Annotated in this window: 16 protein-coding genes; 5 read left to right on the plus strand and 11 right to left on the minus strand. The window is 66.6% G+C overall.

The window, feature by feature from the left end; genetic code table 11:
• Window positions 1–2: 2 nt before the first annotated feature.
• The 11 genes from ureC to FAZ98_RS03295 form a co-directional block, all read right to left on the minus strand.
• Window positions 3–1,709, minus strand: a complete 1,707-nt coding sequence (gene ureC, locus FAZ98_RS03245; RefSeq protein WP_158948727.1) for an urease subunit alpha — start codon at window positions 1,707–1,709, stop codon at window positions 3–5.
• 44 nt (window positions 1,710–1,753) lie between these two features.
• The gene (locus tag FAZ98_RS03250; RefSeq protein ID WP_158948729.1) at window positions 1,754–2,059 is read right to left on the minus strand and encodes an urease subunit beta; all 306 of its coding nucleotides are present in this window, start codon (window positions 2,057–2,059) and stop codon (window positions 1,754–1,756) included.
• Window positions 2,060–2,078: 19 nt separating this feature from the next.
• Window positions 2,079–2,381, minus strand: coding sequence for an urease subunit gamma (gene ureA, locus FAZ98_RS03255; RefSeq protein WP_158948731.1), 303 nt, complete (start codon window positions 2,379–2,381; stop codon window positions 2,079–2,081).
• A 251-nt stretch (window positions 2,382–2,632) separates the two neighbouring features.
• The gene (locus FAZ98_RS03260; protein ID WP_158948733.1) at window positions 2,633–3,553 is read right to left on the minus strand and encodes an urease accessory protein UreD; all 921 of its coding nucleotides are present in this window, start codon (window positions 3,551–3,553) and stop codon (window positions 2,633–2,635) included.
• 66 nt (window positions 3,554–3,619) lie between these two features.
• A complete protein-coding gene (gene urtE / locus FAZ98_RS03265; RefSeq protein WP_158948735.1) occupies window positions 3,620–4,315 on the minus strand; it encodes an urea ABC transporter ATP-binding subunit UrtE in 696 nt (231 codons plus the stop codon).
• A gap of 24 nt (window positions 4,316–4,339) precedes the next feature.
• Window positions 4,340–5,230 carry an urea ABC transporter ATP-binding protein UrtD gene (gene urtD / locus FAZ98_RS03270; protein ID WP_158948737.1) on the minus strand — a complete coding sequence of 297 codons (891 nt, stop codon included), beginning with the start codon at window positions 5,228–5,230 and terminating at the stop codon, window positions 4,340–4,342.
• Window positions 5,227–6,408 (minus strand): urea ABC transporter permease subunit UrtC, encoded by a 1,182-nt coding sequence (urtC, locus tag FAZ98_RS03275; protein WP_158951849.1) that lies wholly within the window; start codon window positions 6,406–6,408, stop codon window positions 5,227–5,229. Before urtC ends, urtD begins: the two co-directional genes overlap by 4 nt.
• A gap of 2 nt (window positions 6,409–6,410) precedes the next feature.
• Window positions 6,411–8,030 carry an urea ABC transporter permease subunit UrtB gene (urtB, locus tag FAZ98_RS03280; protein ID WP_158948739.1) on the minus strand — a complete coding sequence of 540 codons (1,620 nt, stop codon included), beginning with the start codon at window positions 8,028–8,030 and terminating at the stop codon, window positions 6,411–6,413.
• Between the two features lie 104 nt (window positions 8,031–8,134).
• Window positions 8,135–9,436: an urea ABC transporter substrate-binding protein gene (gene urtA / locus FAZ98_RS03285; RefSeq protein WP_158948741.1), complete on the minus strand. Its 1,302-nt coding sequence runs from the start codon at window positions 9,434–9,436 to the stop codon at window positions 8,135–8,137.
• A gap of 466 nt (window positions 9,437–9,902) precedes the next feature.
• The gene (locus tag FAZ98_RS03290; RefSeq protein ID WP_158948743.1) at window positions 9,903–10,226 is read right to left on the minus strand and encodes a rhodanese-like domain-containing protein; all 324 of its coding nucleotides are present in this window, start codon (window positions 10,224–10,226) and stop codon (window positions 9,903–9,905) included.
• A gap of 32 nt (window positions 10,227–10,258) precedes the next feature.
• Window positions 10,259–10,912 (minus strand): protein-L-isoaspartate O-methyltransferase family protein, encoded by a 654-nt coding sequence (locus FAZ98_RS03295; RefSeq protein ID WP_158948745.1) that lies wholly within the window; start codon window positions 10,910–10,912, stop codon window positions 10,259–10,261.
• Window positions 10,913–11,223: 311 nt separating this feature from the next.
• Here FAZ98_RS03295 and FAZ98_RS03300 point away from each other — a divergent pair, with 311 nt between their 5' ends.
• From FAZ98_RS03300 to FAZ98_RS03320, 5 genes are all read left to right on the plus strand, one after another.
• Window positions 11,224–12,285 (plus strand): LacI family DNA-binding transcriptional regulator, encoded by a 1,062-nt coding sequence (locus tag FAZ98_RS03300; RefSeq protein ID WP_158948747.1) that lies wholly within the window; start codon window positions 11,224–11,226, stop codon window positions 12,283–12,285.
• Window positions 12,286–12,430: 145 nt separating this feature from the next.
• Window positions 12,431–13,918 (plus strand): sugar ABC transporter ATP-binding protein, encoded by a 1,488-nt coding sequence (locus tag FAZ98_RS03305; protein ID WP_158948749.1) that lies wholly within the window; start codon window positions 12,431–12,433, stop codon window positions 13,916–13,918.
• A complete protein-coding gene (locus FAZ98_RS03310; protein WP_158948751.1) occupies window positions 13,899–14,918 on the plus strand; it encodes an ABC transporter permease in 1,020 nt (339 codons plus the stop codon). The genes FAZ98_RS03305 and FAZ98_RS03310 overlap by 20 nt, the downstream gene beginning before the upstream one ends.
• A 102-nt stretch (window positions 14,919–15,020) precedes the next feature.
• Window positions 15,021–15,989 (plus strand): substrate-binding domain-containing protein, encoded by a 969-nt coding sequence (locus FAZ98_RS03315; RefSeq protein ID WP_158951850.1) that lies wholly within the window; start codon window positions 15,021–15,023, stop codon window positions 15,987–15,989.
• A 42-nt stretch (window positions 15,990–16,031) separates the two neighbouring features.
• Window positions 16,032–17,087, plus strand: a complete 1,056-nt coding sequence (locus FAZ98_RS03320) for a sugar phosphate isomerase/epimerase family protein (RefSeq protein ID WP_158948753.1) — start codon at window positions 16,032–16,034, stop codon at window positions 17,085–17,087.
• Window positions 17,088–17,102: the final 15 nt, after the last annotated feature.

Here is a 17,102-nt window from a genome sequence, read left to right on the forward strand (position 1 = left end):
CATCAGAACAAAAAGTAACGTTGCGCCATCGGCAGAACGGTGGCGGGCTCGCACGTGAGCAACTGCCCGTCGGCAACGACCTGATACGTTTCCGGATCGACGCGAATATTGGGTTGCCACGCGTTGTGGATCATGTCGGCCTTCGTCACGTTGCGGCAGTTGCGCACCGCGACCACGCGCTTTTGCAGCCCGTAGCGCTCGGTCACACGCTTGTCGAGCGCGAGCTGCGAGACGAACGTGAGCGAGGTCTGCGCGAGCGCGCGGCCGCGCGTGGCGAACATCTCGCGATAGTGCACGGGCTGCGGCGTGGGAATCGACGCGTTGGGGTCGCCCATCTGCGCGAGCGCGATCATGCCGCCCTTGAGGATCAGCGAAGGCTTGATGCCGAAGAACGCCGGATCCCAGAACACGAGGTCGGCCCATTTGCCCGGCTCGATCGAGCCCACTTCGTGCGCGATGCCGTGCGTGAGCGCGGGATTGATCGTGTACTTCGCCACGTAGCGCTTCACGCGGAAGTTGTCGTGACGCCCGCTGTCTTCGGGCAGGGCGCCGCGCTGCACCTTCATCTTGTGCGCGGTCTGCCACGTGCGGATGATGACTTCGCCCACGCGGCCCATTGCCTGGGAATCCGAAGAAAGCATCGAAAGCGCGCCGAGATCGTGCAGGATGTCCTCGGCGGCGATGGTTTCGCGGCGAATGCGCGACTCCGCGAACGCGATGTCTTCGGCAATCGACGGATCGAGGTGATGGCACACCATCAGCATGTCGAGATGTTCGTCGAGCGTGTTGACGGTGTACGGGCGCGTGGGATTGGTCGAGGAGGGCAGCACGTTTGGCTCGCCGCACACCGCGATGATGTCGGGCGCATGGCCGCCGCCCGCGCCCTCGGTGTGATACGTGTGGATCGTGCGGCCCTTGAACGCGCCGACGGTGGCTTCGAGAAAGCCCGCTTCGTTGAGCGTGTCGGTGTGGATGGCCACCTGCGTGTCGGTGGCGTCGGCCACCGTGAGGCAGTTGTCGATCGCGGCGGGCGTCGAGCCCCAGTCTTCGTGCAGCTTCAGGCCGATCGCGCCCGCGGCGATCTGTTCCTCGGCGGGCTTCGGCAGGCTCACGTTGCCCTTGCCGAGAAAGCCCAGGTTGATCGGCCAGCCGTCGGCGGCTTGCAGCATGCGCTCCATGTGCCACGGTCCCGGCGTGCAGGTCGTGGCGTTGGTGCCGGTGGCGGGACCGGTGCCGCCGCCGAGCATGGTGGTCACGCCCGAGGCGAGCGCCTCGTCGATCTGCTGCGGGCTGATGAAGTGGATGTGCGTGTCGATGCCGCCCGCCGTGACGATCTGGCCTTCGCCCGCGATCACTTCGGTCGCCGCGCCGATGGGAATCGTCACGCCCGGTTGCACGTCGGGATTGCCGGCCTTGCCGATCTTCCAGACGCGGCCGTCCTTGATGCCGATGTCGGCCTTCACGATGCCCCAGTGATCGACGATCACGGCGTTCGTGACCACGGTATCGGCGACTTCGGCGTGCACGCGCTGCGACTGGCCCATGCCGTCGCGGATCACCTTGCCGCCGCCGAACTTCACTTCGTCGCCGTACACGGTGTAGTCGCGCTCGATTTCGATGAGGAGCTCGGTGTCGGCGAGACGCACGCGGTCGCCGGTCGTGGGGCCGAACATCTCCGCGTAGGCGCGGCGGCCGATCTTCAATGTCATGTCGGATTCCTGATGAATTCGAAGCGTGGGCGCAAGGCGGCCGCCTAGAGCGGACCCATCACCTTGCCGTTGAAGCCGTAGACGGCACGATCGCCCGCGAGCGCGACGAGTTCGACCGTGCGCTCCTGGCCGGGCTCGAAGCGCACGGCCGTGCCCGCCGCGATGTTCAGGCGGAAGCCGCGCGCGGCTTCGCGGTCGAACGCGAGTGCTTCGTTGACTTCGTAGAAGTGGTAGTGCGAACCGATCTGCACGGGGCGGTCGCCCGTGTTCGCGACCGTCACGCTAACGGTTTCGCGGCCCGCGTTGAGTTCGATTTCGCCATCGTCGATGAGCATTTCGCCGGGGATCATGGTCGGGTGCGTTGCCTGTTCACGGAATCGGGTGATGGACGGTGACGAGCTTGGTGCCGTCGGGGAAGGTCGCTTCCACCTGAATGTCGGGGATCATCTCGGGCACGCCTTCCATCACGTCTTCGCGCGCGAGCAGCGTGGTGCCGTAGTGCATGACCTCGGCGACGGTCTTGCCGTCGCGCGCCGCTTCCATCAGCGCGGCGCTGATAAAGGCGACCGCTTCCGGGTAGTTGAGCTTGAGGCCGCGCGCGCGGCGCCTTTCGGCGAGCAGCGCGGCGGTGAAGATCAGGAGCTTGTCTTTCTCGCGTGGCGTGAGCTTCATCGTGTGGTGTCGGTGGGAGACGATCGGCCCAGCATAGCGGAGCCAATTTACGGACGCATTTCGGGCGCGCGCGAGCGTGCATTCGCGGTGCTCGCGCGTGCAAGCTCACAGCAAGCTATATGCCAATGATGGGGACAGTAGGGGAAGTGGCTTGATGTGCACCGTGTTCGTGCAGGTCATGCGCCATGGCGAACATGCTGCGGCGCAACGTGGTGCGTGCGCGCCTTGTGTTGGTGCGTGATCGCGCCTTGTCAGGTATTCCACAGCCGCAGCGGCGCGGCCTTCGCGCCATGCACGAACGGCCGCAGTTGCGACCAGCATTGCGTGAGCGTGTGCTGCAACGGTTCCATCGAACGCGCCACCACGCGCACGAGCAGCACGCCCGGCGCCACGCAACTCGCGCCGGAGCGCAACGCGTCGTCGAAGGGCAGCGTGGCCGCGAGATCCTGCGCGAGCGCATCCGTGCAAGCGGGGCCGATCGCCCACAGCACGCCGAACGACGGATAGCCCGCGAGACCTTGCGGCGCGTCGCGCAGCGGGTCGGCGGCGTCGATCAGCGCGCGTTCGAACCAGAGGAGGTCGGTAGCGTCTTCGTTATTCGATGCCGCGCGCATCACGCGTGTGACGGCCCGCATCATGCCCGCCGACCAGCGCTCGCCCGCGGCCTGGCGGCCCAGTTGCGTGGCGTCCCAGCCGATGGCGGTCGCGCCTTCGGCCAGCGTGAGCGCGAATTCGAGTTCCGCGTGCGCGTGATCGAACACGAGATTGTTCTGCGGCAGCCAGTCGAGTTTCGCGTTCTCGCCCACGTGAATATGAATGCGCTGGCGCGCCACGCGGCCGTTGGACTTGTACCACTTGGTCGCGCCGGGCGTGGTGAGCACGGCATGCGCGCGCTCGCCCACCTTCACGTCGAGGTCGAGCCGGTCGCCGCCCGCGATGCCCGCCGGCGGATGCACGATCACCGTATGGCAGATCGCGTCGCCTTCGGGGTAGAGCGGGCGTTGCACGCGCAGCGGCCCCACGTGCCGCTTGTGCGTGAGCGCGCTGCGCCCGCTCGCCTGCTGCTCGAAACCGAGTTCGAGCTTCGCGGCCCATTCGGGTTGAGCCGCCGTTCGAGGCGTGCCAGCCGCGGTCGTGCGGGCGAGTGCGGCGTGATCTTCGTGAAGCGACATGCGGGCAGTGTGGGCGGAGCGATTCGTGGCCGGGAGAATACCACGCGAAAAAACGCCGCTCGTGCGTTACACCGCGATCATCTCGCGCACGCCGTCGGTGTCCATGCTCGCGCCCGTGCCGCCCGCCACGATCTCGCCGCGGCTCATCACCCAGTAGCGGTCCGCAATGGCTTTCGCGAAGTCGTAGTACTGCTCGACGAGCAGCACCGTCATCTGCATCTCTTCCACGAGGCGGCGCAGCGTGCGGCCAATGTCCTGGATGATCGACGGCTGGATGCCTTCGGTCGGCTCGTCGAGAATCAGCAGCGTGGGGTCGCTCATGAGCGCGCGGCCGATCGCCAGTTGCTGCTGCTGGCCGCCCGAGAGATCGCCGCCGCGCCGCGACTTCATGTCCTTGAGCACGGGAAAGAGTTCGTAGATGTGCGCGGGCACGCCCGAGGGCATGCGCTTCTTGCTCGCCGCGCCCACCAGCAGGTTTTCTTCCACCGTGAGGCGCGGGAAGATGTCGCGGCCCTGCGGCACGTAGGCGAGGCCGTGCGCGACGCGCGCATGCGTGGGCAGCTTCGTGAGCGTCTCGCCGCGCCACGCGATCGCGCCGTTCTTCGTCGGCACGACGCCCATCAGGCAGCGCAGCAGCGTGGTCTTGCCCACGCCGTTGCGGCCGAGCAGCACGGTCAGTTCGCCTTCGGGCACCGTCATCGAGACATTGCGCAGGATGTGGCTGCCGCCATAGTATTGATTCAGCGATTCGATGGTTAGCATGGCGAAATAAGTGGCAAGAGGGGGCTAGCGGCCCAGATACGATTCGATCACGGTTTCGTCGCGCTTCACCTCGTCGAGCGTGCCGTGCGCGAGCACGCTGCCTTCGGCCATCACGGTCACGCGGCCCGTCTCGCCCGCGAGCGCCGCCACGAACTCCATGTCGTGCTCGACCACCATCATCGAGCAACTGCCGCGCAGGCGGTTGAGCAGCGTGGCGAGTTCCATCGTCTCGTCGTCGGTCATGCCCGCGGCGGGTTCGTCGAGCAACAGCAGTTGCGGCTTCTGCATCAGCAGCATGCCGATCTCGAGGCGCTGCTTCTGGCCGTGCGAGAGTTCGCCCGCGAGCCGCCGCGCGTCGCTCTCGAGCCGGATCACTTCGAGCGTCTCCTCGATCTTCGCCTGCGCTTCGCGGCCGAGGCGCGCGCGCAAGGTGGCGAACCAGCCTTTGTCGGCCTTCATCGCCAGTTCGAGGTTTTCCCACACAGGGTGCTGCTCGAACACGGTGGGCTTCTGGAACTTGCGGCCAATGCCCGCGCGCGCGATCGACGGTTCGTTCATGCGCGTGAGGTCGAGCGTCTGGCCGAGAAACACCTTGCCCGAATCGGGCGAGGTCTTGCCCGTGATCACGTCCATCATCGTGGTCTTGCCTGCGCCGTTCGGGCCGATGATGCAGCGCAGCTCGCCCACGTCGATCGTGAGCGAAAGCTGGTTGAGCGCGCGAAAACCGTCGAAGCTCACGGTCACGTCTTCGAGGTAGAGGATCGTGCCATGCGAGATGTCGATGGCGCCGGGCTCGACCACGTGGCCGAGACCCGCCACGCCCGAGAGCGTGAGCGCTTCGCCGTCTTCGGCGTTATCCGCGTTGTCGAACGGATTGTGGTTGAGCGGATCGTTGAGGATCGAATGGCCGTTCATTGGCGTGGGCTCCGGCGGCGCTTGAGGAGTTCGAACAATCCCATGATGCCGTTGGGCAACAGGAGCGGCACGAGCACGAACATGAGGCCTAAGAAGAACAGCCAGTATTCGGCGAAGTAGGCGGTGAAGAAGCTCTTCGCGCCGTTCACGGCGAATGCGCCGATGATCGGCCCGATCAGCGTGCCGCGTCCGCCCACGGCCACCCAGATCGCCATTTCGATCGAGTTCGCGGGCGACATCTCGCTCGGGTTGATGATGCCCACTTGCGGCACGTAAAGCGCGCCCGCGATGCCGCACAGCACCGCCGAAAGCGTCCACACGAACAGCTTGTAGCCGAGCGGGCTGTAGCCGAGGAACATGAGGCGCGTTTCGCCGTCGCGCACGGCGGTGACCACGCGGCCGAGCTTGGACGTGACGATCGCGCGCGCCGCGAGAAACGCCGCCACGAGCACGGCGAAGGTCAGCAGGAACAGCGTCGCGCGCGTGCCCGGATGCGTGATGGGCATGCCGGCGATGCGCTTGAAGTCCGTGAAGCCGTTGTTGCCGCCGAAGCCGGTTTCGTTGCGGTAGAACAGCAGCATGGCCGCGAACGTCATGGCCTGCGTGATGATCGACAGATACACGCCTTTCACGCGCGAGCGGAACGTGAAGAAGCCGAACACCCACGCGACCACGGCAGGCACCAGCACGACCAGCAGCAAGGCATACGCGAGATGGTCGGTGCCTTCCCAATACCACGGCAGGCTGTGCCAGTTCAGGAACACCATGAAGTCGGGCAGATTGCTGCCGTACACGCCTTCGTGGCCGATCGCGCGCATCAGATACATGCCGATCGCGTAGCCGCCCAGCGCGAAGAACAGGCCGTGGCCGAGGCTCAGGATGCCGCAGTAGCCCCACACCAGATCGAGCGCGAGGGCGGCGATCGCGTAGCACATGAACTTGCCGCCGAGCGTCATCGCGTAGGCGGAAAGATGCAGCGCGCTCGATTGCGGCAGCACCAGCGCGCACAGCGGCACGCCGATCGCCATCACGAGCATCAGCACGATCAGCGCGAGCCACGCGCGCGGCGAGAGCAGGGCGGGGCGCGCGGGCAGGCCGAGCGCGAAGGTTTCCGCGCGATCGTCGGGGGCGCCGTCGGGCGCGTGACGCGCGGGAGAAGTGGAAGTCGCGAGCGTCATCATCAAGCCTCCGCGCTACGGCCCTTGAGGGCGAACAGGCCCTGCGGACGCTTCTGGATGAACAGCACGATCAGCACGAGCACGGCGATCTTCGCGAGCACCGCGCCCCAGAACGGCTCGATCGCCTTGGAAACGAGCCCGAGGCCGAAGCCGCCGATCACCGTACCCGCGATCTGGCCCACACCGCCGAGCACCACGGCCATGAACGAGTCGATGATGTAGCTCTGGCCGAGGTCGGGTCCGACGTTGCCGATCTGCGAGAGCGCGCAGCCGCCGAGACCGGCGATGCCCGCGCCGAACGCGAACGCCCACGCATCCACGCGCGCCGTGCGCACGCCCACGCAGGCGGCCATGCGGCGGTTCTGCGTGACGGCGCGCACGAACAGGCCGAGGCGCGTTTTGGTGAGCACGCCCCACGCGATCGCCACGACGATCAGCGCGAACGCGAGAATCGCGAGGCGGTTGTACGGCAGGATCAGGTTGGGCAGCACGGTGAGACCGCCGCTCATCCATGAAGGGTTTTGCACCTGCACGTTCTGCGCGCCGAAGATCATGCGCGTGGCCTGAATCAGGATCAGGCTGATGCCGAAGGTCGTGAGCAGCGTTTCGAGCGGGCGGCCGTAGAGATGGCGAATCACGAGCCGCTCGATCACGGCGCCCACCAGCGCGGCGGCCACGAACGAGGCGGGAATCGCGAACAGCGGATACCAGTCGAACGCGCCCGGCGCATAGCGTTGCACGAGCGTTTGCACGACGTAGGTGGCGTACGCGCCGATCATCAGAAACTCGCCGTGCGCCATGTTGATCACGCCGATCAAACCGTAGGTGATGGCGAGGCCGAGCGCGGCGAGCAGCAGCACGCTGCCGAGCGAGAGACCGGCGAACAGCGTGCCCGCGATCTCGCTGCGGCGCTGGATGGAGTCGAGCGAATCGATGCCGGCTTGCGCGGCGGCGCGCACGCGCGCGTCGGGTTCGTTGAACGCGCCGCTCGCGTTCTTCGCGACGAGCGGACGCAGCAGCTCGTACATGTCGAGATCGTGGCGCGCGGCCACGAGTTGCGTGGCTTCGAGTCGCGTGTCGGCGTTGGGGTCGCGCAGCGCGGTCATGGCCCAGAGCGTGTCGAGGCGGCGCTTGAGCGCGGCGTCGGTTTCCTTCGCGCGGGCGGCGTCGATCAGCGGTTTCATCGACGGATCGGGATTCTTCAGCAGCGCCGCCACGGCCGCGCGGCGCGTTTCCAGATCGGGCGAGCCGAGTTGCAGGCCCGAGAGCGCGCCGGCCACTTTCGAGCGCAGCAGGTTGTTGAGCGTGATGGGTTGCGCGCTGGAGGCGACATCGGCGGAAACGGGTTTGCCGGTCGCTGCGTCTTTCGCGGTGTCGCCGTCCTGCACCAGCACTTCGCCGGAATCGGTGGCGGTGACGTTCTCTTCGGAGAGCGCCTTCAACAGCGCGAGCGAGGCGGCGTCGTGCGTGGCGATGAGCTTGTCGATGGCGGCGGACTTCGCGTCGAAGTCGTCGGCGCCGAGCGGCGCGACATCGGCGGCATCGAGCGCGAACGCCGTCGAGCTGAGGCAGGCGAGCAGCGCGCTCGCGCATAAGGCGCGCAGGCAGTGGCGTAGTGTCATGTTCGAAGCCGGTAGTACTTCAGTGTCAGACCTGCGATGAAACTGCGGTGCCGGAAAGCCGCACACGGCCCATGAAACCGTGCCCGGCTTTTCCGGCGTGCGCGTTACGCCACGCGGCGGCGGCGCAGGAACTCGGGAATCGAGCTCACGACGTCCGGCTTGCCCTGGTTGCCCGGAATGTACGGGCTCCACGGCTGCGCGCGAATCGTGGTCTTGGTGCGCCACACGACGTTGAACTGGCCGTCGGCGCGCACTTCGCCGATCATCACCGGTTTGTGCAGATGGTGGTTGCCGTCCATCTCCAGCGTGAAGCCCGAAGGCGCGGCGAACTTCTGGCCGATCATCGCCACGCGCACCTTGTCCACCTCGGTGCTCTTCGCCTTCTCCACGGCCTGCTTCCACATGTGCATGCCAACGAAGGTCGCTTCCATCGGGTCGTTGGTGACGCGCTTCGAGCCGCCGGGCAGATTGTTCTTCTTCACCCAGTCGGCGAACATCGCCTTGAATTTCGTGTTCTCGGGATTGCGCAGCGACATGAAGTAGTTCCACGCCGCGAGGTTGCCCACGAGCGGCTTCGTGTCGATACCGCGCAACTCCTCTTCGCCCACCGAAAACGCGACCACGGGCACGTCGGTCGCCTTCACGCCCTGGTTGCCGAGTTCCTTGTAGAACGGCACGTTCGAGTCGCCGTTCACGGTCGAGATCACGCAGGTCTTGCCGCCCTGCGCGAAGGTCTTGATGTTCGCGACGATGGTCTGATAGTCGCTATGACCGAACGGCGTGTAGACCTCCTGAATATCGGCGTCCTGCACGCCCTTCGAGTGCAGGAACGCGCGCAGGATCTTGTTGGTCGTGCGCGGATACACATAGTCGGTGCCGAGCAGGAAGAAGCGCTTGGCGCCGCCGCCTTCGGCGCTCATCAGATATTCGGTGGCGGGCAGCGCCTGCTGGTTCGGCGCGGCGCCCGTGTAGAACACGTTGCGCGACATTTCCTCGCCTTCGTACTGCACCGGGTAGAACAGCAGACCGTTGAGTTCCTCGAACACGGGCAGCACCGACTTGCGCGAGACGGAGGTCCAGCAGCCGAACACCACCGCGACCTTGTCCTGGGTGATGAGCTGACGCGCCTTTTCGGCGAACAGCGGCCAGTTCGAAGCCGGATCGACCACGACCGGTTCGAGCTGGCGGCCCATCACGCCGCCGTTTTTGTTGATTTCGGCGATCGTCATGAGCGCCGTGTCCTTGAGCGACGTCTCGGAGATGGCCATGGTCCCCGAGAGCGAATGCAAAATGCCGACCTTGATCGGGCCGGTGCCGGCGTCCGCGGCCTGCGCGAACGGCACGCGTCCCGCCACCGCGAGTGCGCCCGACATCGTTCCGAGTTTCAACAGACTGCGACGTTTCATGTATCTGCCCCTTGCGTGGAAGTATTCAGTCGTGGGTCTGGGCGCGCCGCCTGGAAGCCGGAAGTCGCGCGCCGCCCGTTGGTATGGCCAGTCTTGCGCGTCCTCTTCTGCAAGCTTGATGCCAGTTCACACGCAAGGGGCCGCGCTTGCCCCATCAGGCGTCAAGCGATGCGGCGAGCATGCGCCGTCGCACGAAGGCGGTGCGATCGTGGTGCAGGGCGACGCATGTTCGGGCGCGTTGCCTCGTCTCAGTGCGTAATGGGCGCGCAAGGATGGCGCGTGGGCGCAAGCGGCGCGCGAGCGCGCGCTGCATCGTTGTGCATGCGGCGCGCGGCGAGGCTTGCGATTGGATGGGCGTAGAAATGACGCAGGGCGCGGTCGTGAAACCGCGCCCTGCGCTTAGTCGGACTCAATCAGCGTGTTCGTTGCGGGCGCAACGTCCCGCCGATCAGCTTGTTGGCGACGATCAGTAGGTGGGCACCTTCGGGTCGACCTGTTTCGACCACGCGTCAATGCCGCCTTGCAGATTGAACACCTTCGTGAAGCCACGCGAGTCCAGGAACATCGCGACCTGGGCGCTGCGCGCGCCATGGTGGCAGACGCACACGATCTGCGCTTCGTCGTCGAGTTCTTCGCTGCGCGCGGGAATCTCGCGCATCGGGATCGAGACGCTGCCTTCGATCTTCGCCGTTTCGATTTCCCAGGGCTCGCGCACGTCGAGCAGGACGGGCGCGGGACGGGACGAATCGGCGAGCCATTCGGCGAGGGCGGGGGCGGTCAGATTCTGCATGGCAAACTCGGTCGATGAAGTCAGGCGAAAGATTAGAACTTGAAGCGCGGCAGTTGCACGGCGTTTTGCAGCGCCTCGACATACGTTTCGAACACGGCGGCAATGCGGAACTGTTTTTCGTCGATGCGCGTGATGATCTGCGCTTCCATGACCGGCGCGCCGCCCACGAACGCGGCGAGCCGGCCGCCCACCTTGAGTTGTTCCAGCAGTTCCTGCGGCACCACGGGCAGGCCGCCCGAGACGCAGATCACGTCGTAGGGCGCGTTCGTGGCCCAGCCGCGCGCGCCGTCGCCGGCCACGACTTCGGCGTTCAGCACGCCGTTCTTCACGAAGTTGGCGCGCGCGAACTCGGCGAGTTCCGTGTCGATCTCCACCGTCAGCACCTTCTGCGCGCGGTGCGCGAGCAGCGCGGCCATGTAGCCGGAACCCGCGCCGATCTCGAGCACGCTTTCGTGCTTCTTCACGGCGAGTTCCTGCAGCACGCGGGCCTCGACGCGCGGCGCCAGCATGTGCTGGCCGTTGGGCAGCGGCAGTTCGAGGTCGGCGAACGCAATCTCGGTATAGGCCGCGGGAACGAAATGCTCACGCTTGACGATGGAAAGCAGGTTCAGCACGTCCTGGTCGAGCACGTCCCAGGGGCGAATCTGCTGTTCGATCATGTTGAAACGCGCTTGTTCGATGTTCATGGTCACTCGGCGTTATGGTTCGAATCGGTTCGAGAGCGGGGATTCCGGCGCCCGGCGCGGCATGCGGAACGCCGCCGGGCAACCGCAGAATTGTAGCAAACCGGCTTTGGGCCGCGCCTTGCCGCTAACAGGGCAAATGAGCGGATTCCATGACCTGCGGCGGCGGGTTGGGGCCGGATTCGCCTCGGACGCGGTTTGCCGATGTCGCCAAGGCGCCGACTCGGTGTTTATCCTGGCCACGAACGCCTTGCGGTTTTGCGCAGGAAGCACCAAAAATGTAATCGATTACATCCGAGGCTTCGATCGCCGACATGCCGCTGTCATCGCCGCAATCGTCAGACCATACGCCCGAGGCCGCCGGGGAGGGCGCGGTGCGCGCCGACTCCATCGCGGCGGTCGCGCAGCGCGTGGGCGTTTCGGTGGCGACGGTCTCGCGCGTGCTCAACGGCCACGCCAACGTGCGCGACGCCACCCGCGCCCGCGTGCTCGCCGAAGTGGAGGCGAGCGGCTACCGCATCAACGAACTCGCGCGCAACCTGCGCACGGCCGAAAGCCGCCTGTTGCTGACGATGGTGCCCGACTTCGGCAATCCGTTTTACGCCGAGATCGTGCGCGGCATCGACAGCGTCGCGCGTCAGCACGGCTATTTCATGTTGCTGTGCGACACCGGCGCCGACGCGGGCCGCGAGCGCAGCTACTTCGACCTGCTGCGCCGCCATCGCGCGGACGGCGCGATCTGTCTCGATCCGGCCACGGTCCAGCACGCGCTCGCGGCCGAATCCACGGCGCTGCCGTGGGTCGCGTGCTGCGAGTACGACCCGGCAATGGGCGTGCCGTATGTGGGCATCGACAATTACCGCGCCGCGCACGACGCCGTGCGGCACTTGATCGCGCGGGGGCGTCGCCGCGTCGCGCTCATCAATTCCGACGAACACTATGGGTACGCGCAGCAGCGCCGCGACGGCTGGCGCGACGCGCTCGCCGAAGCGGGCATCGCCGCGCGCGACGCGTGGCGCGTGAACGTGAACTGTCTCGACTACGACGCGGGCGCGCAGGCGGCCGCCGCGCTCATGCAGTTGCCCGCGACCGAGGCACCCGACGCGATCTTCGCGGTCTCGGACACGCTCGCCGTGGGAGTGCTCAACGGCCTGCGCGGCGTGGGCCGGCGCGTGCCGCACGACGTGGCCGTGGTGGGTTTCGACGACCTCGCGCTGGCCGCGCAGATCGATCCGCCGCTCACGACCATCGCGCAGCCCATGCGCGAACTCGGCGAGACGGCCGCGCGGCTCTTGCTGCGGCGCTTCGCCGAGCCGCGCGCCAGGGTGCCGGGCGTGCTGCTGCCGCATCGGCTCGTGGTGCGCGCGAGCGGCTGAGGAAGGCGATGACGAAGGTGAATGAAGAAGCAGGTGAAGGAGCAGGTGAATTAGCGGTGGAGACCCGTGGTGTGGCAGGGCGGGTGGCCGGCGAGCCATCCGCCTCGCACTGCTAGCCGACAACTTCGAGGAGGAGCGCACGCCCATGAGCGTCGCCGTGAAGTTCAACGACATCCGCAAGGACTTCGGTCCCGTGCGCGTACTGCACGGCGTGAGCTTCGAGCTCGCGCCCGGCCGCATCCACGGTTTGCTCGGCGAGAACGGCGCGGGCAAGTCCACGCTCATGAAGATCCTCGCGGGCTACGAGCGCGCGAGCGCGGGCGAGTGTCTCGTCGACGGCGTGGCGCGCGACTTCGAGGGTTCGCGCGCCGCCGAAGCCGCGGGCATCGTGCTGATCCATCAGGAGTTCAATCTCGCCGAGCACCTGAGCATCGCGCAGAACATCTTTCTCGGTCACGAGAAGCGCAAAGGCTTGCTCGTCGACGATACGGCGATGCGCCGCGAAGCGCGCGAGCTGCTCGCGCAAGTCGGCCTCGCGCGCGACCCCGACACGAAGGTGCGCGAGCTGATCGTCGCTGAAAAGCAGCTCGTGGAAATCGCCAAGGCGCTCTCGCGGCACGCGCGCCTGCTCATCATGGACGAGCCCACGGCCACGCTCACGCCGTCCGAAACCGCGCGCCTGTTCGCGTTGATGACGAAGCTGCGCGCGGGCGGCACCACGCTCGTCTACATCTCGCACAAGCTCGACGAAGTCGAGCGCATCACCGACGACGTGATCGTGATGCGCGACGGCCGCTTCGTGGCCGCGAGCGCGACCGCCGGGCTCGCGCGGCAGCAGATGGCCAACTTGATGGTGGGCCGCGACGTCTCCGACATGTTCCCCGACAAAACCGAGGTGAGCGCGAGCGCGCCCGTGGCGCTACGCGTGAAGCAGCTCTCGGTGCCCGACTGGGTGGAGGATCTCAGCTTCGAGGTGCGCGCGGGCGAGATTCTCGGCTTCGCGGGACTCGTGGGCGCGGGGCGCAGCGAGGCGTTCGAGGCGATCGTCGGGTTGCGGCGCAAGCTCGCGGGCGAGATCGAAATCGAGGGGCGCGCGGTGACGCTGCGCCACCCGCGCGACGCCATGCGCCACGGCCTCACGTATCTGAGCGAGGACCGCAAGGGGCGCGGCCTGCACATGAACCTGAGCCTGCAGGACAACCTCACGCTCATGACGCTCGAACACTACGGGCGCCCGCTGCTCGACCTCAAGGCCGCGCGCCGCGCGCTCGAAAAAGCGGTGCGCGACTTCGGCATTCGCACGGGCAACCTCGACGCCCGCGCGCGCATGCTCTCGGGCGGCAACCAGCAGAAGCTCGCGCTCGCCAAGTTCCTGCAACCGGACCCGCGCGTGATCGTGCTCGACGAACCCACGCGCGGCGTGGACGTGGGCGCGAAACGCGACATCTATTTCCTGATCCAGCGGCTCGCGGCCTCGGGGCGCGCGGTCGTCGTGATTTCGTCCGAGCTGATCGAATTGATCGGCCTCGCGCACCGCGTGGCCGTGATGCGCGCGGGCACGCTCGTCGCCACGCTCGGCCGCGAGCACCTGAACGAAGAGGAGCTGATCGCCCATGCAACCGGCACCCACTGAAGCGACGCCCGAAGCGCGCGGGGCGCGCGCCGCCGCCGCGCGCTTCGTCCACCGGCTCGCGAGCATCGGGCCGCTCATCGGCCTGATCCTGCTCTGCGTGCTCGGCACGTTGCTCAACCGCGACTTCGCGACCGTCGACAACCTGCTCAACGTGCTCACGCGCACCTCGTTCATCGGCATCATCGCGGTGGGCATGACCTTCGTGATCATCTCGGGCGGCATCGATCTCTCGGTGGGCTCGATGGCCGCGCTCATCGCGGGCGTGATGATCTGGACGATGAACACGCTCGCCAACGCCAATGCGCTGGCGCCGTTCGCGATCGTCGCGCTCGGCATCGTCATCGCGCTGGTGCTGGGCGCCGTGTTCGGCCTCGCGCACGGCTTGCTCATCACGCGCGGGCGCATCGAACCGTTCATTGTCACGCTGGGCACGCTCGGCATCTTCCGCTCGGTGCTCACGTGGCTCGCCGACGGCGGCGCGCTCACGCTGCAGAACCATCTCGCCGATCTGTACGGGCCCGTGTATTACGCGAGCCTGTTCGGCATTCCGGTGCCCGTGTGGGTGTTCGCGCTCACGGCGGCGGGCGGCGCGCTCATCCTCAATCGCACGGCGTTCGGGCGGCACGTGCAGGCGATCGGTTCGAACGAACTCGTGGCGCGTTATGCGGCCATCCGCGTCGATCGCGTGAAGTGCGCGACCTACGTGCTGCTAGGCATGTGCGTGGGCGTGGCGACCGTGCTCTACGTGCCGCGCCTCGGTTCCGCCACGCCCACGACCGGGCTGCTCTGGGAACTCGAAGCGATCGCGGCCGTGGTGGTGGGCGGCACGGCGCTCAAGGGCGGCGAGGGGCGCGTGGCGGGCACGGTGGTGGGCGCGGTGCTGCTCTCGGTGATCGCCAATATCCTCAATCTCACGAGCATCATCAGCGTGTATCTGAATGCGGCGGTGCAGGGCGTGGCGATCATCGCCGTGGCGTTCCTGCAGCGTGGCAGGCGGTAAGGATTCGATGGCAGTTCGGCTTTTGATTCGGATGACGAAATAACCTCGCATGACCCACAATCAACGCGAAAGCGGCAAGGAGACGGCATCATGAAGACGACGATCAAGACGGTACTGCGGGCAATGAGTGCGGGCGCGCTGGCGCTCGGCGTGGCGGCAACCTTCGGTGCGGGCGTGGCGCGCGCGGACGAGAAGGTCACGCTCGGCGTGGCGATTCCCACCGCCGATCACGGCTTCACGGGCGGTATCGTGTGGTGGGCCAACGAGGCGAAGAAGGAACTGGAGAAGGCGCACCCGGACCTCAAGGTGATCGTCAAGACGGCCGCCAACGCGCCCGACCAGGCGAACCAGTTGCAGGATCTCGTGACGGTGAACAAGATCAACGCGCTCGTGATCTTCCCGTTCGAATCGGCTTCGCTCACGCAGCCGGTGGCGCAGGTCAAGAAGAAGGGCGTGTACGTGACCGTGGTCGATCGCGGCCTGACCGACACCAGCGCGCAAGATGCCTACGTAGCCGGCGACAACACGGCGTTCGGCAAGATTCCAGCCGAATATCTCGCGAAGCAGCTGAACGGCAAAGGCGATATCGTCGCGCTGCGCGGCATTCCCACCACGCTCGACAACGAGCGCTGGACCGCGTTCACGAACGTGTTGAAGGGTTATCCGAACATCAAGATTCTCGACGCGAAGTACGCGAACTGGAATCGCGACGACGCGTTCCGCACCATGCAGGATTACCTCACGCGCTTCAAGCATATCGACGCCGTGTGGGCCGCCGACGACGACATGGCCGTGGGCGTGATGAAGGCCATCGACCAGGCCAAACGCACCGACGTCAAGATCGTGTTCGGCGGCGCGGGCTCGAAAGACATGGTCAAGCGCGTGATGGACGGCGATCCGCTCGTGAAGGCCGATGTGTCGTATTCGCCGAAGTTCATCTACGACGCGATCAAGCTCACGGCCGAAGCGCGCCTGCAGGGCAAGCCGCTGCCCGCGACGACGATCATTCCTTCGGTGCTCATCACGAAGGACAACGCGAAGCAGTTCTATTTCCCGGATTCGCCGTTCTGATCGAAACCTGTTCATAGCCAGCGCACCGGGAGGCAAGAGCCGATGAAAACGATCAAGGGTCCGGCGATTTTTCTCGCGCAGTTCCTCGGCGAGGACGCGCCGTTCGACAGCTTCGCGCACATGGCCGAATGGGCCGCGCAGCTCGGCTACAAAGGCATCCAGGTGCCCACCGACGCGCGGCTGATCGATCTCGCGCAAGCCGCGTCGAGCGTGGCGTATTGCGACGACCTGCGCCAGCAGGCCGACGACGCGGGCGTGACGATCACCGAGCTGTCCACGCATCTGCAAGGGCAGCTCGTGGCCGTGCATCCCGCGTACGACACGCTGTTCGACGGCTTCGCGCCGCCGCACGTGCGCAACGACCGCGAGGCGCGCACGGCGTGGGCCGTCGAGCAGTTGATGCTGGCGGCGCGCGCCTCGAAGAACCTCGGCTTGAACACGCACGTGACGTTTTCGGGCGCGCTCGCGTGGCCGTACGTGTACCCGTGGCCGCAGCGGCCGGCGGGTCTCGTCGAGGCGGCGTTCGACGAACTCGCGAAGCGCTGGCGGCCCATTCTCGACGCGTTCGACGCGGCGGGCGTGGACGTCTGCTACGAGCTGCATCCGGGCGAGGACCTGCACGACGGCGTGACGTTCGAGCGTTTTCTCGCGGCCGTGAGCGATCATCCGCGCGCCAACATCCTCTACGACCCGAGCCACTTCGTGCTGCAACAGCTCGACTACCTCGCGTTCATCGACATCTATCACGCGCGTATCAAGGCCTTTCACGTGAAGGATGCCGAGTTCCGCCCCACGGGCAAGCAGGGCGTGTACGGCGGTTACAGCGGCTGGGTCGAGCGCGCGGGGCGCTTTCGCTCGCTCGGCGACGGCCAGATCGACTTCGGCGCGATCTTCTCGAAGCTCACGCAGTACGACTATCCGGGCTGGGCCGTGCTGGAGTGGGAATGCGCGCTCAAGCATCCGCACGACGGCGCGCGCGAGGGCGCCGAATTCATCAAGCGGCACTTGATTCGCGTGGCCGAGCATGCGTTCGACGACTTCGCGGGCAGCGGCGTGGACGCGGCGCAGGTCGAGCGCGTGCTGGGTTTGTCGCGATAACTCACGATGCTACGC

Source organism: Paraburkholderia acidisoli, from assembly GCF_009789675.1.
Lineage (GTDB): Bacteria > Pseudomonadota > Gammaproteobacteria > Burkholderiales > Burkholderiaceae > Paraburkholderia > Paraburkholderia acidisoli.

Bases quoted from the DNA above. Each gene is read 5' to 3' on its own strand.
- FAZ98_RS03250 (WP_158948729.1), bottom strand. From the start codon at position 2,059: ATGATCCCCGGCGAAATGCTCATCGACGATGGCGAAATCGAACTCAAC.
- urtC (WP_158951849.1), bottom strand. From the start codon at position 6,408: ATGACGCTCGCGACTTCCACTTCTCCCGCGCGTCACGCGCCCGACGGC.
- FAZ98_RS03300 (WP_158948747.1), top strand. From the start codon at position 11,224: ATGCCGCTGTCATCGCCGCAATCGTCAGACCATACGCCCGAGGCCGCC.
- urtB (WP_158948739.1), bottom strand. From the start codon at position 8,030: ATGACACTACGCCACTGCCTGCGCGCCTTATGCGCGAGCGCGCTGCTC.
- ureA (WP_158948731.1), bottom strand. From the start codon at position 2,381: ATGAAGCTCACGCCACGCGAGAAAGACAAGCTCCTGATCTTCACCGCC.
- urtD (WP_158948737.1), bottom strand. From the start codon at position 5,230: ATGAACGGCCATTCGATCCTCAACGATCCGCTCAACCACAATCCGTTC.
- FAZ98_RS03260 (WP_158948733.1), bottom strand. From the start codon at position 3,553: ATGTCGCTTCACGAAGATCACGCCGCACTCGCCCGCACGACCGCGGCT.
- ureC (WP_158948727.1), bottom strand. From the start codon at position 1,709: ATGACATTGAAGATCGGCCGCCGCGCCTACGCGGAGATGTTCGGCCCC.
- FAZ98_RS03305 (WP_158948749.1), top strand. From the start codon at position 12,431: ATGAGCGTCGCCGTGAAGTTCAACGACATCCGCAAGGACTTCGGTCCC.
- FAZ98_RS03310 (WP_158948751.1), top strand. From the start codon at position 13,899: ATGCAACCGGCACCCACTGAAGCGACGCCCGAAGCGCGCGGGGCGCGC.
- FAZ98_RS03290 (WP_158948743.1), bottom strand. From the start codon at position 10,226: ATGCAGAATCTGACCGCCCCCGCCCTCGCCGAATGGCTCGCCGATTCG.
- urtE (WP_158948735.1), bottom strand. From the start codon at position 4,315: ATGCTAACCATCGAATCGCTGAATCAATACTATGGCGGCAGCCACATC.
- FAZ98_RS03295 (WP_158948745.1), bottom strand. From the start codon at position 10,912: ATGAACATCGAACAAGCGCGTTTCAACATGATCGAACAGCAGATTCGC.
- FAZ98_RS03320 (WP_158948753.1), top strand. From the start codon at position 16,032: ATGAAAACGATCAAGGGTCCGGCGATTTTTCTCGCGCAGTTCCTCGGC.
- urtA (WP_158948741.1), bottom strand. From the start codon at position 9,436: ATGAAACGTCGCAGTCTGTTGAAACTCGGAACGATGTCGGGCGCACTC.